At 71.3% G+C, this 22,324-nt stretch carries 20 protein-coding genes; 11 read left to right on the top strand and 9 right to left on the bottom strand.

Going from position 1 to position 22,324, the window contains the following annotated elements; genetic code table 11:
- Nucleotide 1: 1 nt before the first annotated feature.
- From AB0I28_RS12230 to atpF, 6 genes are all read left to right on the top strand, one after another.
- On the top strand, nt 2–973 hold the full coding sequence (locus AB0I28_RS12230) for a TIGR03885 family FMN-dependent LLM class oxidoreductase (protein WP_357492421.1): 972 nt from the start codon (nt 2–4) through the stop codon (nt 971–973).
- On the top strand, nt 966–2,633 hold the full coding sequence (locus AB0I28_RS12225) for an alpha-amylase family glycosyl hydrolase (protein WP_357492419.1): 1,668 nt from the start codon (nt 966–968) through the stop codon (nt 2,631–2,633). Before AB0I28_RS12230 ends, AB0I28_RS12225 begins: the two co-directional genes overlap by 8 nt.
- A gap of 72 nt (nt 2,634–2,705) precedes the next feature.
- On the top strand, nt 2,706–3,872 hold the full coding sequence (locus AB0I28_RS12220; RefSeq protein WP_357492417.1) for an ROK family protein: 1,167 nt from the start codon (nt 2,706–2,708) through the stop codon (nt 3,870–3,872).
- 46 nt (nt 3,873–3,918) lie between these two features.
- Nucleotides 3,919–5,511, top strand: a complete 1,593-nt coding sequence (locus AB0I28_RS12215; RefSeq protein WP_357492415.1) for an alpha-amylase family glycosyl hydrolase — start codon at nt 3,919–3,921, stop codon at nt 5,509–5,511.
- Between the two features lie 22 nt (nt 5,512–5,533).
- Nucleotides 5,534–6,598 carry a hypothetical protein gene (locus AB0I28_RS12210; protein ID WP_357492413.1) on the top strand — a complete coding sequence of 355 codons (1,065 nt, stop codon included), beginning with the start codon at nt 5,534–5,536 and terminating at the stop codon, nt 6,596–6,598.
- Between the two features lie 67 nt (nt 6,599–6,665).
- Nucleotides 6,666–7,190: a F0F1 ATP synthase subunit B gene (gene atpF / locus AB0I28_RS12205; protein WP_357492411.1), complete on the top strand. Its 525-nt coding sequence runs from the start codon at nt 6,666–6,668 to the stop codon at nt 7,188–7,190.
- Nucleotide 7,191: 1 nt separating this feature from the next.
- Here atpF and AB0I28_RS12200 read toward each other — a convergent pair whose 3' ends face one another.
- The 9 genes from AB0I28_RS12200 to gcvPA all read right to left on the bottom strand — a co-directional run bounded on the left by AB0I28_RS12200 (nt 7,192) and on the right by gcvPA (nt 15,000).
- Entirely contained in the window at nt 7,192–7,680 is a 489-nt protein-coding gene (locus AB0I28_RS12200) for a hypothetical protein (protein ID WP_357492410.1), read from the bottom strand.
- 88 nt (nt 7,681–7,768) lie between these two features.
- Nucleotides 7,769–8,323: a hypothetical protein gene (locus tag AB0I28_RS12195; protein ID WP_357492408.1), complete on the bottom strand. Its 555-nt coding sequence runs from the start codon at nt 8,321–8,323 to the stop codon at nt 7,769–7,771.
- A gap of 113 nt (nt 8,324–8,436) precedes the next feature.
- The gene (locus tag AB0I28_RS12190; RefSeq protein ID WP_357492406.1) at nt 8,437–9,264 is read right to left on the bottom strand and encodes a hypothetical protein; all 828 of its coding nucleotides are present in this window, start codon (nt 9,262–9,264) and stop codon (nt 8,437–8,439) included.
- Nucleotides 9,265–9,282: 18 nt separating this feature from the next.
- Nucleotides 9,283–9,546: a hypothetical protein gene (locus AB0I28_RS12185; protein WP_357492405.1), complete on the bottom strand. Its 264-nt coding sequence runs from the start codon at nt 9,544–9,546 to the stop codon at nt 9,283–9,285.
- Nucleotides 9,547–9,613: 67 nt separating this feature from the next.
- Nucleotides 9,614–10,264, bottom strand: coding sequence for a GntR family transcriptional regulator (locus AB0I28_RS12180; protein WP_357492403.1), 651 nt, complete (start codon nt 10,262–10,264; stop codon nt 9,614–9,616).
- A gap of 26 nt (nt 10,265–10,290) precedes the next feature.
- The gene (locus AB0I28_RS12175) at nt 10,291–11,037 is read right to left on the bottom strand and encodes an SDR family oxidoreductase (RefSeq protein ID WP_357492401.1); all 747 of its coding nucleotides are present in this window, start codon (nt 11,035–11,037) and stop codon (nt 10,291–10,293) included.
- Nucleotides 11,034–12,128 (bottom strand): NAD(+)/NADH kinase, encoded by a 1,095-nt coding sequence (locus AB0I28_RS12170; protein ID WP_357492399.1) that lies wholly within the window; start codon nt 12,126–12,128, stop codon nt 11,034–11,036. Before AB0I28_RS12170 ends, AB0I28_RS12175 begins: the two co-directional genes overlap by 4 nt.
- Complete coding sequence (gcvPB, locus tag AB0I28_RS12165) at nt 12,125–13,678, bottom strand: aminomethyl-transferring glycine dehydrogenase subunit GcvPB (protein WP_357492397.1); 1,554 nt, start codon at nt 13,676–13,678, stop codon at nt 12,125–12,127. Before gcvPB ends, AB0I28_RS12170 begins: the two co-directional genes overlap by 4 nt.
- Nucleotides 13,675–15,000, bottom strand: a complete 1,326-nt coding sequence (gene gcvPA / locus AB0I28_RS12160; RefSeq protein WP_357492395.1) for an aminomethyl-transferring glycine dehydrogenase subunit GcvPA — start codon at nt 14,998–15,000, stop codon at nt 13,675–13,677. The genes gcvPB and gcvPA overlap by 4 nt, the downstream gene beginning before the upstream one ends.
- A gap of 112 nt (nt 15,001–15,112) precedes the next feature.
- Between gcvPA and AB0I28_RS12155 the strand changes: the two genes are divergently transcribed.
- The 5 genes from AB0I28_RS12155 to AB0I28_RS12135 are packed head-to-tail and all read left to right on the top strand — an operon-like array spanning nt 15,113 to nt 22,311.
- Nucleotides 15,113–16,432 (top strand): sugar ABC transporter substrate-binding protein, encoded by a 1,320-nt coding sequence (locus tag AB0I28_RS12155; protein ID WP_357492393.1) that lies wholly within the window; start codon nt 15,113–15,115, stop codon nt 16,430–16,432.
- Nucleotides 16,429–17,334: a sugar ABC transporter permease gene (locus tag AB0I28_RS12150; RefSeq protein ID WP_357492391.1), complete on the top strand. Its 906-nt coding sequence runs from the start codon at nt 16,429–16,431 to the stop codon at nt 17,332–17,334. Before AB0I28_RS12155 ends, AB0I28_RS12150 begins: the two co-directional genes overlap by 4 nt.
- Complete coding sequence (locus AB0I28_RS12145; RefSeq protein WP_357492389.1) at nt 17,331–18,137, top strand: carbohydrate ABC transporter permease; 807 nt, start codon at nt 17,331–17,333, stop codon at nt 18,135–18,137. Before AB0I28_RS12150 ends, AB0I28_RS12145 begins: the two co-directional genes overlap by 4 nt.
- A 5-nt stretch (nt 18,138–18,142) precedes the next feature.
- Complete coding sequence (locus tag AB0I28_RS12140) at nt 18,143–20,167, top strand: beta-galactosidase (RefSeq protein WP_357492388.1); 2,025 nt, start codon at nt 18,143–18,145, stop codon at nt 20,165–20,167.
- On the top strand, nt 20,164–22,311 hold the full coding sequence (locus AB0I28_RS12135; RefSeq protein WP_357492386.1) for a trehalase family glycosidase: 2,148 nt from the start codon (nt 20,164–20,166) through the stop codon (nt 22,309–22,311). The genes AB0I28_RS12140 and AB0I28_RS12135 overlap by 4 nt, the downstream gene beginning before the upstream one ends.
- Nucleotides 22,312–22,324: the final 13 nt, after the last annotated feature.

Below are 22,324 nucleotides of genomic sequence, written 5' to 3'. Positions count from 1 at the left end.
CATGACCCTCATCGGTTACCACGCCAGCCACGAGCAGTTCCCGCCCGGCGAGCTCCTCGCCCACGTCCGCCGCGCCGAGGCCGCCGGGTTCACCGCCGCGATGTCCTCGGACCACCTGACGCCCTGGCTGCCCGGGCAGCGGGGCGTCGGTTTCGCCTATGCCTGGCTCGGCGCGGCGATGAACGCCACCGACCTGCCCTTCGGCGTGGTGACCGCCCCCGGCCAGCGCTATCACCCCGCCGTGATCGCCCAGGCCGGTGTGACCCTCGCCGACATGTTCCCCGACCGCTTCTGGATGGCCCTCGGCAGCGGTGAGGCCTCCAACGAACAGGTCACCGGCGACCCTTGGCCCTCGAAGGCCGACCGCCTCGCGCGGCTGCGCGAGTGCGTCGACGTGATCCGCGCCCTGTGGCGCGGCGAGACCGTGAACCACGACGGGCACGTCCGCGTCAAGAACGGCCGTGTCCACACCACCTGCGAGCGTCCGCCTGCGCTGGTCGCCGCGGCGGTCACCCCGCCGACGGCGAAGTGGGCGGCCGAGTGGGCCGACGGCCTGATCACCGTCGGCGGCACCGACGAGCAGGTCGAGCGCACCATCGGCGCCTACCGCGACAACGGCGGCACCGGCCCGGTCACCGTGCAGCATCACCTGTCGTGGGCGGCGACCGACGAACTCGCCGCACGGTACGCCTTCGAGCAGTGGCGCAACGCCGGTGTCCCGCACCCGACGTGCATGGAACTCGAAATGCCCGAGCACATCGAGGCCGCGGCGACGACGGTCCGGCCCGAGGACCTCCACGAGGCGATCACCATCAGCGCCGACCTCGGCCGCCACGCCGAGCGCATCGCCGACTACGTCCGGCTCGGCGCCGACCAGGTGCAGCTCCACCAAGTGGGACCCGACCAGGACGGTTTCATCGACGCGTTCGGCGCGGAAGTGCTGCCCGCCTTCAAGGGAGACGACCGTGGCTGAAAGCTCCATGTCCGACCTGTGGTGGAAGAACGGGCTCGTCTACGCCGTCGACGTCAAGACATTCCTCGACGGTGACGGTGACGGGATCGGCGACTTCAAGGGCCTGGCCGCCGGAGTCGACTACCTCGCCGCGCTCGGCGTCACCTGCCTGTGGCTGCTGCCGCCCTTCCCGTCGCCGTGGCGCGACGACGGCTACGACTCCAGCGACTACCTGAGCGTCGACCCTCGGGTGGGCGACCTCGGCGACTTCGTGGCCTTCACCCGCGCCGCCCGCCAGAACGGGATCCGCATCGTCCTCGACATCGCCCTCAACCACACCAGCGACGAACACCCCTGGTTCGTCGACGCCCGCAGTTCCCGCGACTCGAAGTACCGCGACTACTACGTCTGGTCCGACGAGCCGCCGGCCGATCCTCCCGAGCCGGTCCTGCCCGGCGAGCAGAGCGGCACCTACACCTATGACGAGGGCTCGGGCCAGTACTACCTGCACCGCTACCACGACTTCATGCCCGACCTGAACACCAACAACCCCGCCGTACGGGCGGAGATGTACAAGGTGCTGGGGTTCTGGCTCGCCGTCGGCGTCAACGGTTTCCGCGTCGACTCGGTCCCCTTCCTGGTCGAGGAGATCGCCGAGGAGGGCGGCGGCGAGGACTCCTCGCACGACTATCTGCGCGACCTGCGCTCCTTCATCGCGCGCCGCAGCAGCGACGCGATCCTGGTCGGGGAGGCGAACCTGCCGCTCGATCTGCTCGGCAGCTACTTCGGCGAGGAGGGCGCCGAGGAGATGCGGGTGATGTTCGACTTCGCCGGTTGCGGCGGCATGTGGGCGTCGCTCGCTCTCGGCGAGGCCGCGCCGATCGCCCGGCAGCTGCGGAAGCGGCCGACGCCCCCGCCGGTCTGCTCCTACCTGTCCTTCCTGCGCCACCACGACGAGCTGAACCTGGACCTGCACTACACCGACGAGGAGCGCGACGCCGTCTTCGAGGTCTTCGCCCCGCGCGAGGACCAGCGCGTCTACGGCCGCGGGATCAGCCGCCGGATGACGCCGATGCTCGAAGACGACGAGGCGCGGGTGCGGCTGGCCTTCTCGCTGATGTTCTCGCTGCCCGGAACCCCGACGGTGTTCTACGGCGACGAGTTCGGCATCGGCGACCACCCCGAGCTTCCCGGCCGTTTGAACAACCGCCCGCTGATGCAGTGGAACGGCCTCGACAACGGCGGCTTCACCAACGGCGAGCCGGACGAACTGATCCGCCCGGCGCTGCCCGATGGGCACTACGGGTACCGCGAGCGCAACATCGCGAGCCAGCTGTCGGATCCCGACTCGCGGCTGAACTGGTTTCGGCGCCTGGCCGCCAACCGCCGGGAGTGCGCCGAGATCGGCACCGGCAGGCAGCGGATCCTCGACTCCGGCGATCCGGGGATCCTCGCCCTGCGCTACGACCAGTTCCACTCGCTCGTCGTGCTGCACAATCTCGCCGCGGAGGAGCGCACGGCGCACCTCGGCGACGAGCTGGAGGTCGGCTGCGACGAGATCTTCGCCGACCGGCGCTACGAGGCGGTCGACACGGCGAAGGGCGAGGTCCCGATCGGGCCGTCGGGGTTCCGGTGGCTGCGCCTGCACCGCAGCGGCACGAGCACGCCGGGCGTCGACTGAGCCGCCTTCTTTTCTTGACACACGAAAGTAACTCTGCTTGGCTGCGCCTTGATCACCTTCGACGGAGGGGCCATGACGAGAATCGCCCGGCGCCCGGTGCCCTCCGGTCCCTTCGGCGAGCGCACCCGGGCCGAGATCTTCGCGCTGGTACTGACCGGCGGGCCGGTGTCGCGGGTGGAGGTGGCCGCTCGCCTGGGGCTGTCGCCGTCGACGGTCACGCGGCTGCTGCCGCCGCTCATCGAGGGCGACTACATCCGTGAGACGGGGACTTCGGCAGGCGGCCTCGGCAGGCCGCGCCGGTTCCTGGAGGTCAACGCGGGCAGGCACGTGGTCGCCGGGGTGAAGATCTCGCCGACGCACGTCACGGGGGTCGTCACCGACATGGCGGCGCGGGTGGTCGGCCGGGCGGAGGTGCCGCTGGCCGATACTCTCCCGGCGACCGCCCTCGATGCGACCGCCGGTCTGGCCCGGCGCCTGCTCGCCGAATTCCCCGCCGAAGGGGTTCTCGGGCTCGGCGTCGGGGTCGGCGGGCACATCGACCGCGAGGCGGGGGTGTGCCGGGACTCGGCGCTGCTCGGCTGGCACAAGGTCGAGGTGGCGGCTCCGCTGTCGCGGGCGACGGGCCTGCCCGTGGTCGTGGACAACGACGTCAACACGCTGGTCGTCGCCGAGCGCTGGTTCGGCGCCGGGCGCGAGGCCCGCTCCTTCGCGGTGGTGACGGTCGGGCCGGGAGTCGGCTGCGGTCTGCTCCTCGACGGCGCCATGTACACCGGCGCCACCGGCATGGCCGGCGAACTCGGGCATCTCCCCCTCGATCCGGCCGGCCCGCTCTGCAACTGCGGCAATCGCGGCTGCCTCGAAGCGCTCGCCTCCTCGCCGGCGATCCTGCGCGACCTGGAGCTCGCCGGGGTCCCCGCCGTGTCGATCGGCGCGGCCGCCGCGCTCGCCAGGGCGGGAAACCCCGCCGCCGTCGAGGTCTTCGCCCGGATGGGGGACGCGCTCGGGCGAGGACTGGCCGCGCTGGTGAACCTCCTCGACCTCGACCTGATCATCCTCGCCGGGGAGGGCGCCGCCGACCACGACCTCTTCGGCGCGGCGATGAGCGGCGCGCTGCGGGCCCGTGCCTTCTCCGACGCCGCCGAACGGCCCGTGCACATCGATCCCGCCACCGACGACCTGTGGGCGCGCGGGGCCGCCTGCCTGATGATCGGCGAGGCGGTCTCCGGGCCCTTGAACTGATGACGACGCGAACGTGAAGACGACACCGAGCAGAGAGGCACTTCTCGTGACCGCACCCCACCCGGTCCCGGCCTGGCTGGCCGACGCCGTGCTGTACCAGATCTACCCGCAGAGCTTCGCCGACTCCAACGGCGACGGCATCGGCGACCTGCCGGGCATCCACGCCCACCTCGACCATCTGTCGTGGCTCGGCGTCGACACCATGTGGATCAACCCGTGCTTCGTGTCGCCCTTCAACGACGCCGGCTACGACGTCGCCGACTACACCCGCATCGCGCCGCGCTACGGCACCGAGGCCGATCTCGTGGCGCTGGTCGAAGCGGCCCGCGAACGCGGCATCCGGGTCCTGCTCGATCTGGTCGCCGGGCACACCTCCGACGAGCATCCCTGGTTCGTGCGCTCCGCGGCCGATCCCGGCGACCACCGCTACATCTGGGCCGACCGGCAGGCGCCCGGCTTCGTCGCCTCCCCCGGTACCCGCGAGGGCTTCTACCTGCCGAACTTCTTCGACAGCCAGCCCGCGCTCAACTTCGGCTACGCACGCACGCACCCCGACGAGCCGTGGCGCCAGCCGGTCGACGCCGAGGGTCCCCGCGCCAACCGCCGGGCGCTGCGCGACGCGATGGACTACTGGCTGAGCCGAGGCGTGTCCGGCTTCCGCGTCGACATGGCCCACTCGCTCGTCAAGGACGACGCCGACCGCGTCGAGACCGGCAAGGTCTGGCGCGAACTGCGCGCCTGGCTGGACACCGCCCATCCCGAGGCGGTCATCATCGCCGAATGGAGCGACCCGGCCGTCTCGGTGCCGGCCGGTTTCCACGCCGACTTCTTCCTGCACTTCGGCGGACTCACCGACGGCCTCCCCCTGCGTTCGCTGTGGAACAACAACACCGGCACGCGCAAGGAGACATGGGGCGGCCCCCAGGACTGCTACTTCGACGCCGAGGCCAAGGGGTCGATGACGACCTTCCTCGACGCCTGGCGGCACGCCAACGACACCATCGGCGACAGCGGTTTCAGCTCGCTGCCCTCGTCGAACCACGACTTCTCCCGCCTCGCCTGCGGGCCGCGCACCGCCGAGCAGCTCGGCGGGGCCTTCACCTTCCTGCTGACCTGGCAGACCCTTCCCGCCATCTACTACGGCGACGAGATCGGCATGCGCTACGTCCCCGGCATGCCCGTCCACGAAGGCAGCGCCCTCGGCCCCCACCACAACCGCGCGGGCTGCCGCACCCCGATGCAGTGGGACGACCGTCCCAATGCCGGCTTCTCCACCGCCGACCCCGACGCGCTCTACCTGGCCCTCGACCCGGCGCCCGACCGTCCCACCGTCGCCGCGCAGCGCGCCGACGAGGGCTCGGTCCTGCACCTGGTCCGACGGCTCATCGCGCTGCGGAAGGCCAACCCGGAACTCGGCCCGAGCGGTGAGGTCGAGGTCCTGTCGACGGGCTACCCCTTCGCCTACGTGCGCGGCGGGCGCTTCCTCGTGGTGGTGAACCCCGGACGCGAGGCCGCCTCGATCGAGACGCCGGCCCTCGCGCGCGAGGCGGCACCCGTCGAGGTCGACGGCGTCTCCGTCGCGGACGGCCGCATCGAGGCCGCCGGCTTCGGTTACGGCGTCTTCGAGCTGTCGGGCTGAGTCCGGCGGCTACCATCCGTCGGTGACCTCAGACCTCGACAACGCGTGCGCCGAACTCGAAGCGGCGATCGCCGAGCGCGACATCGACGCCTTCGGACAGGCCATGGGCCTGCTGTGGAACGCCGGACAGCAGGCCCCGGCCGCCGAACTCACCGCGGTCCTCCCGCGCTGCGCGGCCATTCTCGGCAGCCTCCACATCGGCATGGGCAGCCAGCTCGCGCTGATGTGCGGCGCCTTCGCCGAACGCGGTGGAGACCCCGCGCCGCTGGTCACGCCCATCGCCGACGGCCTGCGCGAAGCACTGCGCCGCGCCCGGCTGCTCCGCAAGACCTGGCGCACCATGGGCGAACCCGGACCGCTGCCGAGCGAGGAGAGCAGCGTCGAGGAGTACGACGCGCTCGTCACCGCACTGACCGGCAAGGTCGGCGAGGACGAGGCCCGCGCGCTCGCCGAGGGCTGGGACACCCTCAACCTCTGGCAGATGCCGGCGACCTCGATCCTCCAGCTCGGCCCGGAGGTCCGCGCCGCCTTCCCCCATAAGGGGGAACTGCTCGAAGGCGCGCTGGAACTCAGCGAGGACCAGCCCGCCCTCAACTGGCTCGCGGGTCTGCTCACCGTCCTCGACGGCGAGCGGCTGCTGGTCCTGCACCGCGAGAGCGGACGCGGCTACGAGATGACCATCACCGGTCTCGGCGACAACTTCCAGCTGCACACCCTCATCGCCGACGCCCTCAGCGGCCCGGAGGAGGAGGGCCTGCTCGGCGACCTCGGCCTCGACCCGCACTGGGCCGCCGTGGCAACCGACGCGCCCGCCGAGGACTTCGGCGGCACCGCCGAGGGCCGCTTCAACCCCGCCGACGGCACCGGCGCGTGGATCTGGAACGAGGGGCAGCCCTGCGACATCCCGCTGTTCGAGGACCGCCGCGTTGTCGTCCTCGACCCGCCCGGCTACCCGCGCACCTGGAACAACGACCGCAAGTATCCGATGATGACCGCTTCGCTGACCCTCGACCGGATCCTGCCCGCGGACGAGGCCGCCGATTGGCTCGCCAAGGTCGGTCCGCCGCAGGACATCCCGCTGATCTGAGGGCGAAGGGGCGGCGCGCGGCGAGCGGGTTGTCTACAGTGGTGGCTCCCACCGCAGGAGGCCGCCCGTGTTACTCGCCGCCGACCCGGCAAAGATCCTCAAGCCGAACGTGCCCGAAGTGGCCGTCGCCCTGATCGTCTTCGGGGTGTTGTGCTTCGTGCTGATGAAGTACGTCTTCCCGAAGATGGAGGCGACCTTCGACGCGCGCGCCGACGCCATCGACGGCGGCCTCGAAAGAGCCGCCCGCGCACAGGCGGAGGCCGCGGCCCTACTGGACGAGTACCGGCGGCAACTCACCGTGGCGCGGGCCGAGGCGGCCCGCTTCCGCGAGGAGGCCCGGGATGAGGCGTACGCGCGGCGGGCCGAGATCCTCACCGAGGCCGAGGACGCGCGCGAACAGGCGTTGAGCGCCGGACGGGAACGGCTCGCCGAGGACAGGCGCGCGGTGCTGGCGGAGCTGCGCCCCGAGATCGGGGCGCTGTCGGTGGAGCTGGCCGGGCGGATCGTCGGCGAGTCCCTTGTGGAGGAAGCACGCGAGCGGGGGACGGTCGAACGCTTCCTGCGCGAGGTCGGGGCCGACGTGCAGATGTGAGTCACCCGCGGATCGCGAACACCTTCCGCTCGACGTCGACCAGGGCGGGCAGCAGCGCGCCGACGGTCAGGTCATCCTCCGCGGACACCTCGACCACCGACTCGAAGGCGCCGAAACCGTCACCGGTGACGCGCAATGTCAGACGAACGCCGTCCTGCTCCCCGATGTCGACGGTCTGCGAGGCGAGTATCTCGGCGGTGGCGGGAACGCCGACACGGTCGAGCCGGCGTTCGCGCCGTCGTCCGCGCGCGGTCGCCGCCCACAGCAGCAGGCCCGCGGGCAGCAGGAGCAGCAGAACCGCGCCGGTGACGACGTCCGGCACGCGCTCGGAGTCGGGGGCGACCACGGCCGCGCCCAGCACGACCGGACCCGCGGCGATCATGAGCAGGCAGCAGAGGTAGAGCGACCCCGCCCAGACCGGGCCCGTCCGACCGCGCAGGCGGGTCGTGCTCAAACCGTAGACGTTGCCGGACCCCGCCTCGTATGGCATGGGCGAACTCTAACGGCGACCTGCCATTGCCGCCGTGCTCGGCGATCGCGGGCGGGCCTCCGGGAGGGAGCCCGCCCGCGCCCGTTCGTCAGGCGGCCACCCTCTCGAAGGACCGGCCGAACAGGTAGTTCCCCGGAGCCTGCGGGTCGGCACTGGTGTAGTACTCGGCGATGGCGGTGCCGAGCTCGCTGACGGTGATGTGGCCGTCGCCGTCGCGGTCGAGCAGGGCGAAGGTCTCGGCGGCGTCGTCGGGCCGGACTCCGAGGACCTCGACGCTCGCGGCGAACTCGGCCGGGGCGATCCGGCCGTCGCCGTCGACGTCGAGCAGACGCACCGTCGCCTCGCCCATGGCGTGGAAGCCGGCGGCGATCTTCGACGGGTCGGCGGCGACCGCGCGCATGCCGCGGATGTACTCCGGACGGGTCACCCGGCCGTCGGCGTCGGCGTCGCACTCGGCGACGATCGCCGACCAGAAACGGTACAGGCCGTCGCGGTAGGCGGCCTGCTCAGTCTGGCCGGCGGCGGGGAAGGCGGCGAGCATACGGTCGGCGATGCGGTCGATGTCGACGCGCTCGGCCGCTCCACTCCCGTCATCGTCGAGGTGGGCGAAACAGACGGCGAACTTGCGGTCGAGCAGGTCCATGCGCACTCCATCATCGGGATGATCAGACATATCCGACAATAGAGCGCATTGCCTCTCCGTTCGGGTGACGCGCCGGGACACATCCGACGAAGATCATCGGATCCGCTGTGCGGTCAGCAACGCCGGGCCGCCGTCCAGTCGGCGAGGTCGCCGTGCGCGGCCTTGGCGGGCACCGGGAAGGCCGGCATGCCGTTGAAGCGAAGGAACCCGGCGTCGACGCAGTTGTCCCAGTCGTCGGCGGCGCGATCCTGCCACTCGCGCTCCCCCTCCCTGTTCGGGCCCCAGAAGCCGCGGTGCACGACGCGGCCGCGCCAGAGGTAGTCGATCCTTTCGACGTCGAGTTCCTCGTCGGCGAGCGGGGCCAGCCATTGCGGTTCGAGCGCCGTCAGCGCCCGGCCGGAGTCGTTCGGCGTGGTCGGCGTGGCCAGGATCGGCTCCTCGGTCTCGGGGAGCGGCATTCCCGGGGTCGCCCGTGAGCCGATGTCGATATAGGAGCGGTCGTTGCCGGTGCGGTAGCTGCCGTCGACGGCCAGCCGCCACGTGCCGTCCTCGGCGCGGTGCCACTTCTCCGGCGCGACGGGCGGGTTTCGCGCCGTCACCCGCACTTCGTCGAAGCCGTAGCGGCAGAATCGGCGTGGGCCGTCGTTGACGTCCTCGGACCAGATCTCGTCCCGGTCGCCGCCCTCGTCGAACCAGCGGCCCCAGATCGCCCGGTAGCCCGCCTCGCCGACGAGTTCCTCGCAGAAGTCGACGATGTGGTGGCTGCGGCCCAGCTGGACGTCGACGAAGGAACCGTCCGGGGCGACCTGGAACCACACCGGCACGTAGTAGGAGCCGAACGGGCCCAGCAACCGCCAGGTGATCCATTCGGCCTCGGAGGCGAGAACGTGATGACCCGGCCATGCGTGGACCCGGACGAAGTTGGTGTAGATGTTGCCCATCGGGCAATGGTGACGCGATCAGTCCACGCCGGGAGCGGTCTCCTCCCGGGCGTAGCGCTTGCCTTCCTCGGTGACCGAGACGGTGTGGACTTCCTCGTCCTTGACGGTCACCGTCCGGCCCGAGACCAGCGGCGGGTTCTTGCCGCCGAGCTCGGCGACGGCCTGCACGAACACCGGAGCCTCGAAAGGCAGCGAGCGCAGCCATTCGGGAACCGTGCGCTCCGATTCGCCGGCGCCGACCATCGCGCGCAGGACACGTGTTGCTTCCTTAGTGAGAGCCATGCCCCGATCATCGCTGCCGAGCGGGCCGCGTGGTGGTAAATGGTGGGATCGGTATCGTGTCGCGACCTCAGACCCCGGCGTCGCCGAGCTTCTCGACCATCCGCTCGGTCCCGCTCGTCCAGTTCGCCTTCAGCGCCGACACCGCCGCCGCCATGTCGCCGGCGATGATGCTCTCGGCGATCAGCCGGTGCTCGCTCGCCGAGCGGCTGATCTCCGTCTCGTCGTCGATGAGCAGGTGGACGTAGCGGCGCAGACTCGCCTTGAGCGTGGTCAGCAGGTCCATCAGCCGCTCGTTGCGGCAGCCGCCGAGCAGCAGCTCGTGCCACTCGTCGTCGCGCTGCTCGATCTCGGCCTGTGTCGCCACGGACGCGTCGAACTCCGTCGCCAGGGCCAGCAGCCTCGGGGCGGTCTCGGCGAGGTAGCCGGCGTCGGAGGACTCGAGCGCGAGCGCTTCGAGGGCCGCGACGACCGGGCACAGCTCCTGGTACTCCTTCGGGCTGACCGGCGCGAAGCGGAAGCCCTTGCCGGGCTGGCTCTCGATCAGCCCTTCGATCTCCAGCGCGATGAGCGCCTCTCGCAGCGGCGTGCGGGAGACCCCCAGCTCACCGGCGAGCTGTCCCTCGTTGATGTTCTGGCCGGCCGGGAAGTCCCCGCGGCGCAGCCTGGTCAGGACCTCGCGTTTGATCTGGTCCCGCAGCGGTCGTCGTTCGATGGGCATCGGTCACCTCGCTCCTCGGACACCGATCATGCCGTGCCCGCGCCGTCGACGGTCAGCACGGCTCCACTGACGAAGGCCGCGCCGTCGCCGGCGAGGTAGGCGATCGCCTCGGCGATGTCGCGCGGCTGCCCGATCCGGCGCAGCGGCCGGTCGGCGGCGTCGGCGTAGAAGGCCGCGGACGGCTCGCCGAGCTGGCGGGCCTCCTCGGCGAGCATCGGCGTGGCCGTGTCGCCCGGGCACACGCAGTTGACACGGATCCCGTCGGGACCGTGGTCGATGGCCATGGCCCTGGTCATGTTGACCACGGCGCCTTTGGACGCGCAGTAGGAGATCGCGCGGTCGCCGCCCTTGATGCCCCAGCCCGAACCGGTGTTGACGATGCTGCCTCCGCCCGCGGCGACCAGGTGCGGGATGGCGTGGCGGCTCATCAGCATCACGGACTTGACGTTGACGGCCATGACCAGGTCCCAGTCGTCCTCGGTGATGTCGAGGACGGTGGAGCGGCGGATGATGCCGGCGTTGTTGACCAGCACGTCGAGGCCGCCGAAGGCCTCGACGGCGGAGGCGACAGCACGCTCGCAGTCGGCGGCCCGGCCCACGTCGGCGCCGACGGCGATGCCACCGATCCCCTCGGCGACGGCCTTGGCGCCGGCCTCGTCGAGGTCGACGACGGCGACCTCGGCGCCGAGTTCGGCGAGGAGTTCGGCGGTGGCCCGCCCGATCCCGGAGGCCGCGCCGGTCACCACGGCCCGCTTGCCCTGCAAAGTGCTCATCGTTCTCCCACTCGGTACATGACGTGCCGGCGGCGGCCGGTCACGATCGGAAGGTAACCCGTCAAGGTCGCGTCGAGGTCGTCGTCGCCGGTGTCGACCAGGAGGGGCCGGCCGCCCAGGGCGGCCAGTTTCGACTCGCCGCACACCACGGCGATCCGTTCGGGGCCCACCGCGCGCAGGAGGGCCGGGGTGATCTGCTGGTTGCCGCGCCCGAAGAGGAAGCCCTGGCCCCCGATCGGGGACACCACGATCCGGGCGCGGCGCCCTTCGGTCAGGCGCAGGAGGGCGGCCGCGTCGGCGTCGGGGTCCAGGCAGACGCCGTCGGCGACGACGGTGACACCGGTCGGCGGCGCGTCGACGCCCAGCGCCCGCAGCACGCCGTGCGTGGTGGTGCCGGGGCCGTAGACGTCGACGAGCCCTGCGGTGCCCCGATCGGCGAGTTCGGCGGTGATCCCGGCGAGGTCGTCGCCGCCGGTGCGGGTGGAGCCGACCTTGCCTCGCTGGACGCGGTCGGCCAGTCGCGGCACCGACAGGAGTCCATAGAGGACGATGTCCTCGCCGTCGCGGTCGATGACCTCGGCCGCCTCGGGTTCGGCGGTGCCGGACAGGAATGCCGCGGCGACCTCGCCCGCCGCGCGCGGTGTGACGGCGTAGACCGCCGAGTGCATCTTGACCCCGGCGGGAATCCCGACGGCGGGGACGGTCTCCCCGACGGCGTCGAGGACGTCGCGGGCGGTGCCGTCGCCGCCGGAGAACAGAATCAGCCCCGCACCGGCCTTGGCGAGCGCGGCGGCGGCGCGGCGGGTGTCGTCGGCGGTCGTCCTGGGTGGACGGTCGCAGACGACCTCGCCCGTCAAGCCGCTGCCGCGCAGGGCCTCGCCTCCCATGTCGCCGGCGACGGTGAGCACGCGGACGCCCGGGCGCCGGGCGCGCAGTTCGGCGAGGGCGAGCGCGGTGCGGGCGCCGGCGCGCGGGGTGGCGCCGAGGGCGCGGGCTCGCCGCTGCGCCTCGGCGCCGTCGCTGCCTTTGAGCGCGACGGTTCCGCCGAGCCCGGCGACCGGGTTGACCACGAGGCCGACGGTGGTGTTCATGTCGCGGCGTGCTTGCGTCGGTAGGCGCGCCAGGTGACCGCCCAGGAGGCGGCGTCTTCGAGGCTCTCCTCGCGGTTGCGGTGGACGCTGGAGCGGTGCGGGGCGGTGCGCACGGTCTCGGGGTCGCTGTAGGCCTCTTCGGCGACGGCTCGCATGATCGCGAGGTATTCGTCGAGGTCACGGCGGGAGTAGGACTCGGTGGGCTCCAGTGTGGCCGGTTCGGGGACGACGTAGGGGTGGTGGCTGGTCCAGTAGTGGACGCCGTAGTCGGCGGCGCGCAGTCCGATCTCCTCGGAGTGGACGCCGGTGTCCTCGGTGAGCTTCTGCCAGGAGTAGCGGACCTGTTCGACGCGCCGTTTTCCTTCGGCGTAGGGGGCCGAGACGCCGCGGATCTTGAGCATCTGGGTCATGAGGTAGTTGTTGTTGAGCACGGCGATCTCGGCTACCTCGCGCAGTCCCTCGGCGCCGAGGCCGGCGATCCAGGCGTAGGCGCGCACGAGGTTCGGGGCGACGCCGGTGAAGGGCCGGATCTTGCCGACCGATTCGGGGCGGTCGTGGTCGAGGCGGTAGCGCTCGCCGTCGTGCTCGATCGTCGGTCGCGGCAGGAAGGGCGCGAGCTCCTCGGTGACGGCGCAGGCTCCGGCGGCCGGTCCTCCGCAGGCGTGGGGGGTGGAGAAGGTCTTGTGCAGGTTGAAGTGGCACAGGTCGAAGCCGGCGTCGCGGGCGCGGGTGATGCCCAGGACGCCGTTGGCGTTGGCCTGGTCGTAGGCGGCGAGACCGCCGACGGCGTGCACCGCTTCGACGAACTCGGCGATGCGCGGGTTGAAGATCCCGGTGTCCTCCGGGTTGGTGATGAACAGCGCGGCGGTGCGGTCGGAGACGGCGGCCTTGAGCGCGTCGAGGTCGGGGTAGCCGTCGGCGTCGGGGTAGAGGGTGATGACCTCGTATCCGGCCGTGGCGGCGCAGGCGGCGTTCGACGGGTGGGAGAAGATCGTGGTGATGACCTGGTCACGGTGGCCTTCGCCGCGCGACTCGTGGTAGGCGCGGATCATCGCGACGTTGGTCCAGATCGCGGCCGAGCCGGCGCCGGGCTGGAGCGTCACGCGGTCCATGCCGGAGATCTCGGCGAGCATCCGCTCAAGGCGCCACATGATCTCCAGGACGCCCTGCACGGTCTCGTCGTCTTGGCGGGGGTGCAGTTCGGCGAGTTTGTGGCCGCTGACGAGGCGGTCGTTGACCTTGGGGCTGTACTTCATGGTGCAGGTGCCCTGGCCGATGTCGATGTTGAGGTCGGCGCCGAGGTTCTCCTGGGACAGTCGCAGGTAGTGGCGCAGGACCGCGTTCTGCGCGATCTCGGGCAGTTCCGGTGGGGCGGTGCGCCGCAGGGCCGGCGGGAGTTCGGCGACGGCGTCGGCGGCGATGCCGGGCTCCGGCGACGGGGGCAGGACGCCCCGCTGGCCGGGCTGGGTGAGCTCGAAGACGAGCGGCTCGTCCCAGCGGGCCGCCTGGTATCGGCGCAGTGGAGGCTTGGGCGCGATCTGGCCGGTCACGCGAGGATCTCCTTCAGTGCGGCGGCCAGCCGGTCGAGGTCGGCCTGGGTGTGCAGTTCGGTGACGCAGTAGAGCGCCGACTGGCCGAGGTGCGGGAAGTCGGCGGAGAGGTCGTGGCCGCCGAAGATCCCGCGCGCGCGGAGTTCGGTGTTGACCTCGGTGACGGTGCGGCCGGTGAAGGAGACGGCGAACTCCTTGAGGTGCGTCTGCCCGAGGTGCGGAATCTCGACGCCGTCGATGCCAGCAAGGAGGTCCTTGGCGTAGCGGGCGCGGGCCATGAGGCCTTCGCCGAGTTCCCGCATGCCAGCCGGCCCCATGAGGGACAGGTAGACACCGGCGGTGATCCCCCATAGGGCGGCGGCGGTGCCGACCCACTCCTTGCCCAGTTCGCGGTGGGCGAAGGAGGTGCGGTCGTAGGCGACGTCGCCGAATCCGTACTCGCCCTCGACCGTGGTCGGGACGATCCCGAAGAGGCGGGAGGGGAACTCGGCGACGAAGCGCTCGTCGTCGTGGGTGGCGATGAAGCCGGCGTGCCCGCCGCCGTACTGGGGATGCATGCCCAGTGACTGGATGTCGCCGCAGACGATGTCGGCGCCGAAGGAGGCCGGGGTGGCCAGCACGCCGAGGCCGATCGGGTCGCAGCCGACCACGGCCAGTCCGCCGGCGGCGTGCGCGGCCTCGACGTAGGCGGGTGTCCGCGCGTCGACGACGCCGAGGAAGGTCGGGTAGTCGATGTAGACGGCGGCGAGGTCGTCGCCCTCGATCGGGCCGCCGATGGTCAGGGCGCCCTTGAGGTAGTCGGTGATCTTCGACAGGCGGTCGGGGTCGATCGGAGTGGCCAGGGCGATCCGGGTGCGGCCGGTGATGCGGCCGGCCATGCGCAGCGCGGTCGCGGTCGCCTGGAAACCGTCGTAGACGGGGACGTTGACCACGTCCATCTCCAGCAGCTCGCCCATCAGGCTCTGGTACTCCCACAGGGCCTGGAAGCGCCCGTGGTCCTCGTAGGGCTCGCCGGCGTAGGCGGTGAGGAACTCGCTGCGGGAGTTGACCTCGTCGCAGACGGCGGGCACGTAGTGCCGGTAGCAACCGCCGCCGAGGAAGCTCAGCGCGTCGCGGGTGCTGGTGTTGCGGTCGAGGAGGCCGTCGACGTGCCGAACGAGTTCGGCCTCGCCGCGCAGCGCGGGCGGCAGGTCGAGGGGACGGCGCAGACGCAGCGACTCCGGGATGTCGGCGTAGAACTCCTCGACGTCGGCAGCACCGGTGACCGCGAGCATCGCCGCCTTCACCTCGGGCACCGCGTTCGGGATGTAGGGGTGCTCCACTGGTCTCCTTCACCGTCCGTCGGAATTTTGTATTCAGAATACTCAGCCCTTGACGCGGAGGGAAGAGTGGGTTCAATATTTTGTATTCAGAATTACGGACTAGGAGCCGAACATGCCACCCCGCCCCCGCACGGCCGCCGCGCTCACCGCCGCGGCACTGGCACTCACCTCCGTACTGACCGGCTGCGGCGGCTCCGGCGGCGACGCCGGCCCCGCCCAGAACGTCGACGCCGACCAGCTCAAGGGCACCGTCACCGTCTGGTCCTGGGACGTCGCGGCCACCGCCCTCCAGCGCCTGGCCACCGACTTCCACGCCCTCCACCCCGAGGTCACCGTCGAGGTCGTCGACGTCGGCTACGACAACGCCGAGCAGAAACTCTCCGTCGGCCTCAAATCCGGCAGCGGCCTCCCCGACCTGGTCACCGTCGAGACGCAGCAGATGCAGAGCTACCTCGGCAAGTTCCCCAAGGGCTTCGTCGACCTCACCGAGGCCGCCGCGGGCTACAAGCCGGACATGGACCCGTCCAAGTGGGCCGCCTCCAGCGACCCCGACGGCCGCCTGGCCGCCCTCCCCTGGGACTCCGGGACCGCCGGACTCTTCTACCGCACCGACCTGTTCACCCAGGCCGGCGTGGACGCCGCGGCCATCGAGACCTGGGACGACCTCATCGCCGCCGGCACCAAGGTCAAGGACGCCACCGGCGCGAAACTGCTCGCCTCCGACGTCTCCGGCGGCGTCGGCCTCGTCCCCATGCTCATGCAGCAGCAGGGCGCCGGATACTTCACCCCCGACGGGAAGGTCGCCCTCGACTCCCCCGCCGCGCTGGCCGCCCTGGAGATCGTCCGCCGCCTCAACGACGCCGGCCTGATCCACAACGAGGCCGGCTGGGACGCCCTCGTCCGCGCCAACAAGGACGGCAAGGTCGCCGCCGAGGCCACCGGCGTGTGGTGGTCGGGAACGCTCACCACCGAGATGCCCGAACTCGGGGGGAAGTTCGGCGTCATGCCGCTGCCCGCCGTCACCCCCGGCGGCATCCGCACCGCCAGCAACGGCGGCTCCGGCCTCGCCATCCCCGCGCAGGCCGAGAACCCCGACGCGGCCTGGGCCTTCGCGAAGTTCGCCCTCGCCGACGCCGCCAACCAGACCTCCATGATGAAGAACGAGGGCCTCTTCCCCGCCTACCTCCCCGCGCTCGCCGACCCCTACTTCGCCCAGCCGCAGGAGTACTTCGGCGGCCAGGAGATCTACCGCCTCTTCACCGAGCAGACCGCCCAGATTCCCGCGGTCACCTACACCGACGACAACGCCGCCGCCACCGAGGCGATGAAGGCCGTCGTCTCCGGAGTCGTCCTCAACGGCAAGGACCCCGCGACCGAGCTCGCCGCGGCCGCCGGGCAGCTCGCCGACACCACCGGCAGGGAGCGCGCGTGACCCTGCTCGCCGAACCCCGCGCCCCCGCAGGCGGACGCGGGTCCCGACGCGCGCCGAGGCTGGCGCCCTGGGTCTTCATCGGCCCGGCCGCCGCGCTCTTCGCGGTCTTCTTCGCCTACCCGCTGGGCGCCAGCCTCGTCGAGAGCCTCCAGACCGACGAGCGCGGCGAGAGCGTCTGGGCCGGTCTCGACAACTACCGCCGCCTCCTCGACGACCCGCTGATCCCCAAGGCACTGGGCAACACCGCCGTCATCCTGCTGGTCCAGGTACCCCTGATGCTGGTGCTGGCGCTGCTGCTCGCGCAAGTCCTCAACCAGTCGTGGCTGCGGCTGCGCACCGGCTACCGGATCGCGTACTTCCTGCCCGCCGTGACGACGCTGGTCGCCTACGCCATCGTCTTTCGCGTCCTGCTGCGCGCCGACAACGGCGTCCTCAACCAGCTCCTCGGCTGGATCGGCCTCGCCCCCGTGGACTGGCTGCACGACCCGCTGTGGGCGAAGGTCGCGCTCATCGCCTCCATCACCTGGAAGTGGACCGGGTACAACATGGTCATCCTCCTCGCCGGGCTCCAGGCGATCCCCCGCGAGCAGTACGAGGCGGCGGCCGTCGACGGCGCGGGCCCGGCCACCACCTACCTCAAGGTCGTCGTCCCGCAGCTGCGTCCGGTGATCCTGTTCTGCCTGATCACCTCCACCATCGGCACGCTCCAGCTCTTCGACGAGCCCTTCCTGCTGACCGGCGGCGGCCCCGACAACGCCACCCTCACCCCGATCGTCTACCTCTACAAGATCGGCTTCGAGCAGCTCGACTTCGGCTACGCCTCGGCGATCGCGTGGGCCGTCGTCGCGCTCATCGGCGCGCTGTCGCTCGCCCAGTTCCGCCTGCTGGGGAGGCGCCGGTGAAACGCCTCGCGCACCTGCCGATGGCCGTCGGCGCCGTCCTGAGCCTCTTCCCGCTGTACTGGATGGTCGTCGCCGCCACCCACCGGACGGAGGACCTGTTCGCCTCGCCCCCGCCGCTCCTGCCCGGCGGAGAACTCCTGAACAACCTCGCGCGCCTTGAGGAGAGCGTCGGCTTCAGCCGCGTGGCCCTCAACTCCGTGGCCGTCGCCGTCGTCTACACCGTCCTGAGCTCGCTGCTGTCGGCGATGTGCGGGTACGGCCTGGCGAAGTACCGCTTCCGGGGACGCGGGGCGATCCTCGCGGTGATCCTGGGGACGATGATGATCCCCTTCCAGGTCCTGCTGGTGCCGCTGTTCGAGATGATGGCCTCCGTCGGGTGGATCGACACCTACCAGGCGGTCGTCATCCCCTTCCTGGCCAACGCCTTCGGAATCTTCCTGATGCGGCAGGCCTTCCTCGACTTCCCCGACGAGCTGATCGAGGCCGGCCGCATCGACGGCTGCGGCGAGGCGCGGATCTTCTACCGGATCGTGCTCCCGGCCGCGCGCCCCCAGCTCGCCGCCGTGGTGATCTTCACCTTCATCGCGCAGTGGGGCTCCTTCCTGTGGCCGCTGCTCATGCTCAACTCCGAGGAGCGGTACACGATCCCGGTCGCGCTGTCGACCATGGTCGGCCTGTCCAAGGTCGACTACTCCGGGCTCATGCTCGGCTCCTTCGCGGCCACCCTGCCGATCATGGCGGTGTTCTTGTTCTTCCAGCGGCAGTTCGTCTCCGGACTGCTCGGCGGCTCAGTGAAAGGTTGACCCACTTGGGAATCACACGCGTCCCCGGACTGCTCTACGGCGGCGACTACAACCCCGAGCAGTGGCCCGAGGAGGTCTGGGCCGAAGACGCCCGGCTGATGGCCGAGGCCGGCGTCAACATGGTCACCGTCGGGGTCTTCTCCTGGGCGAGACTCGAACCCGAGCCCGGCGTATACCGGCTCGACGGCCTCGCCAAGGTCGTCGACCTGCTGTGGGAGCACGGCATCGCCGTCGACCTGGCCACCGCGACCGCCTCACCCCCCGCCTGGTTCGTCCGCGCCCACCCGGAGGCGCTGCCGGTCACCGCCGACGGCGTCCGGCTGGAGTTCGGCAGCCGCCAGCACTACTGCCCCAGTTCCCCGGTGTTCCGCGCGGCGACCGTCGCGCTGACCGAACAGGTCGCCGCACGCTTCGCCGGCCACCCGGCGCTGGCCATGTGGCACATCTCCAACGAGTACGGCGACCACGTCACCGAATGCTTCTGCGAGGTGTCGGCCGCCGACTTCCGCCGCTGGCTCGCCGAACGCCACGGCGACCTCGACGCCCTGAACCACGCCTGGGGCACCGACTTCTGGAGCCAGCGCTACGGCTCCTTCGACCAGATCGAGCCCCCGCGCACCGCCCCGGGGCCGGGAAACCCCACGCACGCCCTGGACTGGCGCCGCTTCTCCTCCGACGCGCTGCTGGCCTGCTACCAGGCCGAGAAGGACGTCCTTGACCGGATGTCGCCCGGCGTCCCGGTGACCACGAACTTCATGAGCATGATGAAGGACCTGGACTACTGGGCCTGGGCGCGGCGCGAGGACGTCGTCTCCGACGACGCCTACCCCGACCCGGCCGATCCCCAGGCCCACGTCACCGCGGCGATGAACTACGACCTGATGCGCTCCCTCGGCCGCGGGAAACCCTGGCTGCTCCTCGAACAGGCGCCCTCGGCGGTCAGCTGGCGCGAAGTGAACGTCCCCAAGACCGACGAGCAGTACCGGTTGTGGAGCCTCCAGACCGTCGCGCGCGGTTCGGACGGCGTCATGCACTTCCAGTGGCGGGCCTCCCGGGCGGGAGCCGAGAAGTGGCACTCGGCGATGCTCCCGCACGCCGGGACCGCCTCGCGCGGCTGGGAACGGACCCTGCGCATGGGCGCCGACCTCAAGGCCCTCGCACCGGTGGCCGGCTCCCGGACCGAAGCCCAGGTCGCGATCCTGCTCGACTGGGACTCCTGGTGGGCCGCCGAGTTCGACCAGGAACAGCACCCCTCCAACCTGGTCCGGCTCCGCGAGCTGATCCGCGCCTGGTACGCGACGCTGTGGGCGGCCAACATCGCCGTCGACTTCGTCCCGCGCGACGCCGACCTGCGCGACTACCGCGCCGTACTCGCCCCGAACCTGTACCTGACGACGGACGCCACCGCCGCGTCCATCACGTCCTATGTAAACGGCGGCGGTACTTTCGTGACCGGCTTCTTCAGCGGCCTCGTCGACGAACACGACCACCTGCACGACGGCGCCTACCCGGGCGCGTTCCGCGACCTGCTCGGCCTCACCGTCGACGAGTTCTGGCCACTGCCCCAAGGCGAGCGCGTCGGCCTCGACCTCGACGGAGGCGGACACGGCGGCACGATCTGGCGCGACTGGCTGCTGCCGGACGCCGCCGAGACGATCGCCTCCTACACCACCACCGAACTGGCCGGACGGCCCGCGATCACCCGCAACCGCTTCGGCGCCGGTACCGCCTGGTACCTCTCCACCCTCCCCGACCCCGATGCGCTCGCCGCCGTGCTCGGCCGCGCGCTGCGCGAGGCCGGGGTCACGCCTGTCGGAGCGGCGCCGCCCGGCGTCGAACTGTGCCGCCGGGGCGGGTTCCTCTTCGTCCTCAACCACACCGACCGCCCCGCGGAACTCGCCGTGCCCGGCGGACCGACCGTCGACCTGCTCAGCGGCGAAGCGTTCGCCGAGCGGGTCGTGCTCGGTCCCGGCGGTGTTCGCTGCCTCGCCCCCACCGCCCCTTCCAGTCCCTTGGAGATCCCGAGATGAGACGACGCCACCTGCTTCCCCTGTTCGTCGCCGCTCCCCTTGGCACGATGGTGAGCACCGCCGCGACCGCATCGGAGCCCGTCATCGACAACGCCCACGCCCACCGTCCCGGCGACTTCGCCGACGTGCTCGACCTGCGCGGTACGCCGTCGGCGGCGCGCCCGCCGTCGAACAACCCGATCTCGGTCTTCGCCGACCTCGGTGCCTGGCACGCCTACGCCCAGCCCGCCGAGGCGCGTGACCGGGGCGGGTTCGCCGGTCCGCTGTACATCGCCGAGGAGTACCCGTGGTGGCTCGGGACGGCCTTCACCCGGCTGGTCCTCACCGACGCCGACACCGGGCGCGTGATCGACCTGGCGGCGGATCCGGCGCCGGTGCTGCGTTCCTACCCGGGTGTGCTGACGCAGTCGTACAAGGTCGACGGTGTCGGGGTCGAACTCGAACTGCGCTACGCCTCCGACCGTGTCGCGTTCGTGCGCGCGAACGTGCGCAACCACGGACGGAAGGCCCGCCGGCTGGCCGTGTCGTGGACCGGTTCCCTGCTGCGGCACGCCGAGGAGCCGGTGCGCGACGCGCCGAGGCTGGAGGCGACCGGCTCCGGTGTCGCCGTCGGCTTCGGCGTGGTCCGCTCGATGTGGAGCTTCTTCTCCACCGAGAGGATGCGCTTCGAGGTCCGGCACGGGGAGGACGTCGAGACCACTGTGGACGGTGATGCCTACACGACCACCGCGTCGAAGCCGCTGAGGCTGCAACCGGGGCGTGAGCGGGAGGTCGTGTGGACGGAGGCCTTCACCTTCGTCGACGCCGACCGCCGGCGGGCCGGGCGTGTCAGCGCGGAGGTGCTCGACCGCCCCGAGCGCTTCACCGGCCGCGGCGACGAGCGCTGGCGCGGTTACCTGCGCCGGGCGCTGACCGGCGTGCCGGCCGACCGGCGCCGCACGGCGGTCAAGGCCGTCTCGACGCTGGTCACCAACTGGCGCAGCCCCGCCGGGCGCCTGCGGACCGACGGGATCACACCGTCGATCTCCTACATCTGGTTCGCCGGGGGCCTGTGGTCGTGGGATTCGTGGAAGCAGGCGGTGGCCACGGCCCGCTTCGACCCGAAACTGGCCGCGTCGGTGATCCAGGCGCTGTTCGACCACCAGCGCGCCGACGGGATGATCCCCGACGCGGTGTTCTACAACGACCTCTCCGACGGAGGCGGCAACTGGAACGAGCGCAACACCAAGCCGCCACTGGCGGCGTGGGCGGTGTGGGAGGTATACCGGCAGGGCCGCGACCGGGAGTTCCTGAAGCGGCTGTACCCGAAGCTGGCCGCCTACCACGACTGGTGGTACGTCGCCCGTGACCACGACGGCGACGGGATCGCCGAGTACGGCGCGACGGTGGATCCGGCCAACGACACCGACGAGGCGGTCATCGAGGCCGCCGCGTGGGAGAGCGGGATGGACAACGCTCCCCGGTTCGACGTCGAGGCGGGCGTGACCGTGCTGCGCAACTCCGGTGCCGACGGTGAACTGCTCGGGTACTCGATCAGCCAGGAGTCGGTGGACCTGAACTCCTACCTGTTCGCCGAGAAGCACTTCCTGGCGCGGATCGCGCGAACGCTGGGGCACGAGCGCGCGGCCCGCGGGTACGAGTCGGCGGCCGAGGCGATCGCCGCCCACGTCCGCGAGCACATGCACGACCCCGCGACGGGGTTCTTCTACGACCGCGACATCGCCACCAAGCGTCCGCTCGTGGAGCGGGGCAAGGGCATCGAGGGCGCGATTCCACTGTGGACGGGCGTGGCGACCGGCGTGCAGGCGAGTGCCGTTCGGGAGGCCTTGGTCGATCCGGAGAGGTTCGCGACGACGGTGCCGATGCCGACGGTGTCGAAGGACAACCCGGACTTCGACCCGGTCGCCTACTGGCGGGGTCCGGTGTGGCTGGACCAGGCGTACTTCGCCATCGCGGGGCTCAAGCGGTACGGGTACGGCGCCGACGCCGACGCGCTGGCCGCCCGCCTGCTCGCCAACGCAGACGGAATGCTCACCGACCGGCCGATCCACGAGAACTACAACCCGCTGACGGGGGCGCGTCTCAACGCGCCGAACTTCAGTTGGTCGGCGTCGATGGTGCTGCTCCTCGCGCGCGGCGAGTGACCACGCGGGTGCC

This window comes from Phytomonospora sp. NPDC050363 (genome assembly GCF_040655735.1).
Lineage (GTDB): Bacteria > Actinomycetota > Actinomycetes > Mycobacteriales > Micromonosporaceae > Phytomonospora.
Note: the sequence above shows the minus strand (reverse complement) of the source record. Positions and strands in the feature narration are given on the sequence as shown.

Coding starts and splice junctions, on each gene's coding strand:
- AB0I28_RS12195 (WP_357492408.1), bottom strand. CDS start 8,323: ATGGACCTGCTCGACCGCAAGTTCGCCGTCTGTTTCGCCCACCTCGAC.
- AB0I28_RS12135 (WP_357492386.1), top strand. CDS start 20,164: ATGAGACGACGCCACCTGCTTCCCCTGTTCGTCGCCGCTCCCCTTGGC.
- AB0I28_RS12230 (WP_357492421.1), top strand. CDS start 2: ATGACCCTCATCGGTTACCACGCCAGCCACGAGCAGTTCCCGCCCGGC.
- AB0I28_RS12180 (WP_357492403.1), bottom strand. CDS start 10,264: ATGCCCATCGAACGACGACCGCTGCGGGACCAGATCAAACGCGAGGTC.
- AB0I28_RS12200 (WP_357492410.1), bottom strand. CDS start 7,680: ATGCCATACGAGGCGGGGTCCGGCAACGTCTACGGTTTGAGCACGACC.
- AB0I28_RS12175 (WP_357492401.1), bottom strand. CDS start 11,037: ATGAGCACTTTGCAGGGCAAGCGGGCCGTGGTGACCGGCGCGGCCTCC.
- AB0I28_RS12190 (WP_357492406.1), bottom strand. CDS start 9,264: ATGGGCAACATCTACACCAACTTCGTCCGGGTCCACGCATGGCCGGGT.
- AB0I28_RS12220 (WP_357492417.1), top strand. CDS start 2,706: ATGACGAGAATCGCCCGGCGCCCGGTGCCCTCCGGTCCCTTCGGCGAG.
- AB0I28_RS12155 (WP_357492393.1), top strand. CDS start 15,113: ATGCCACCCCGCCCCCGCACGGCCGCCGCGCTCACCGCCGCGGCACTG.
- AB0I28_RS12170 (WP_357492399.1), bottom strand. CDS start 12,128: ATGAACACCACCGTCGGCCTCGTGGTCAACCCGGTCGCCGGGCTCGGC.
- AB0I28_RS12185 (WP_357492405.1), bottom strand. CDS start 9,546: ATGGCTCTCACTAAGGAAGCAACACGTGTCCTGCGCGCGATGGTCGGC.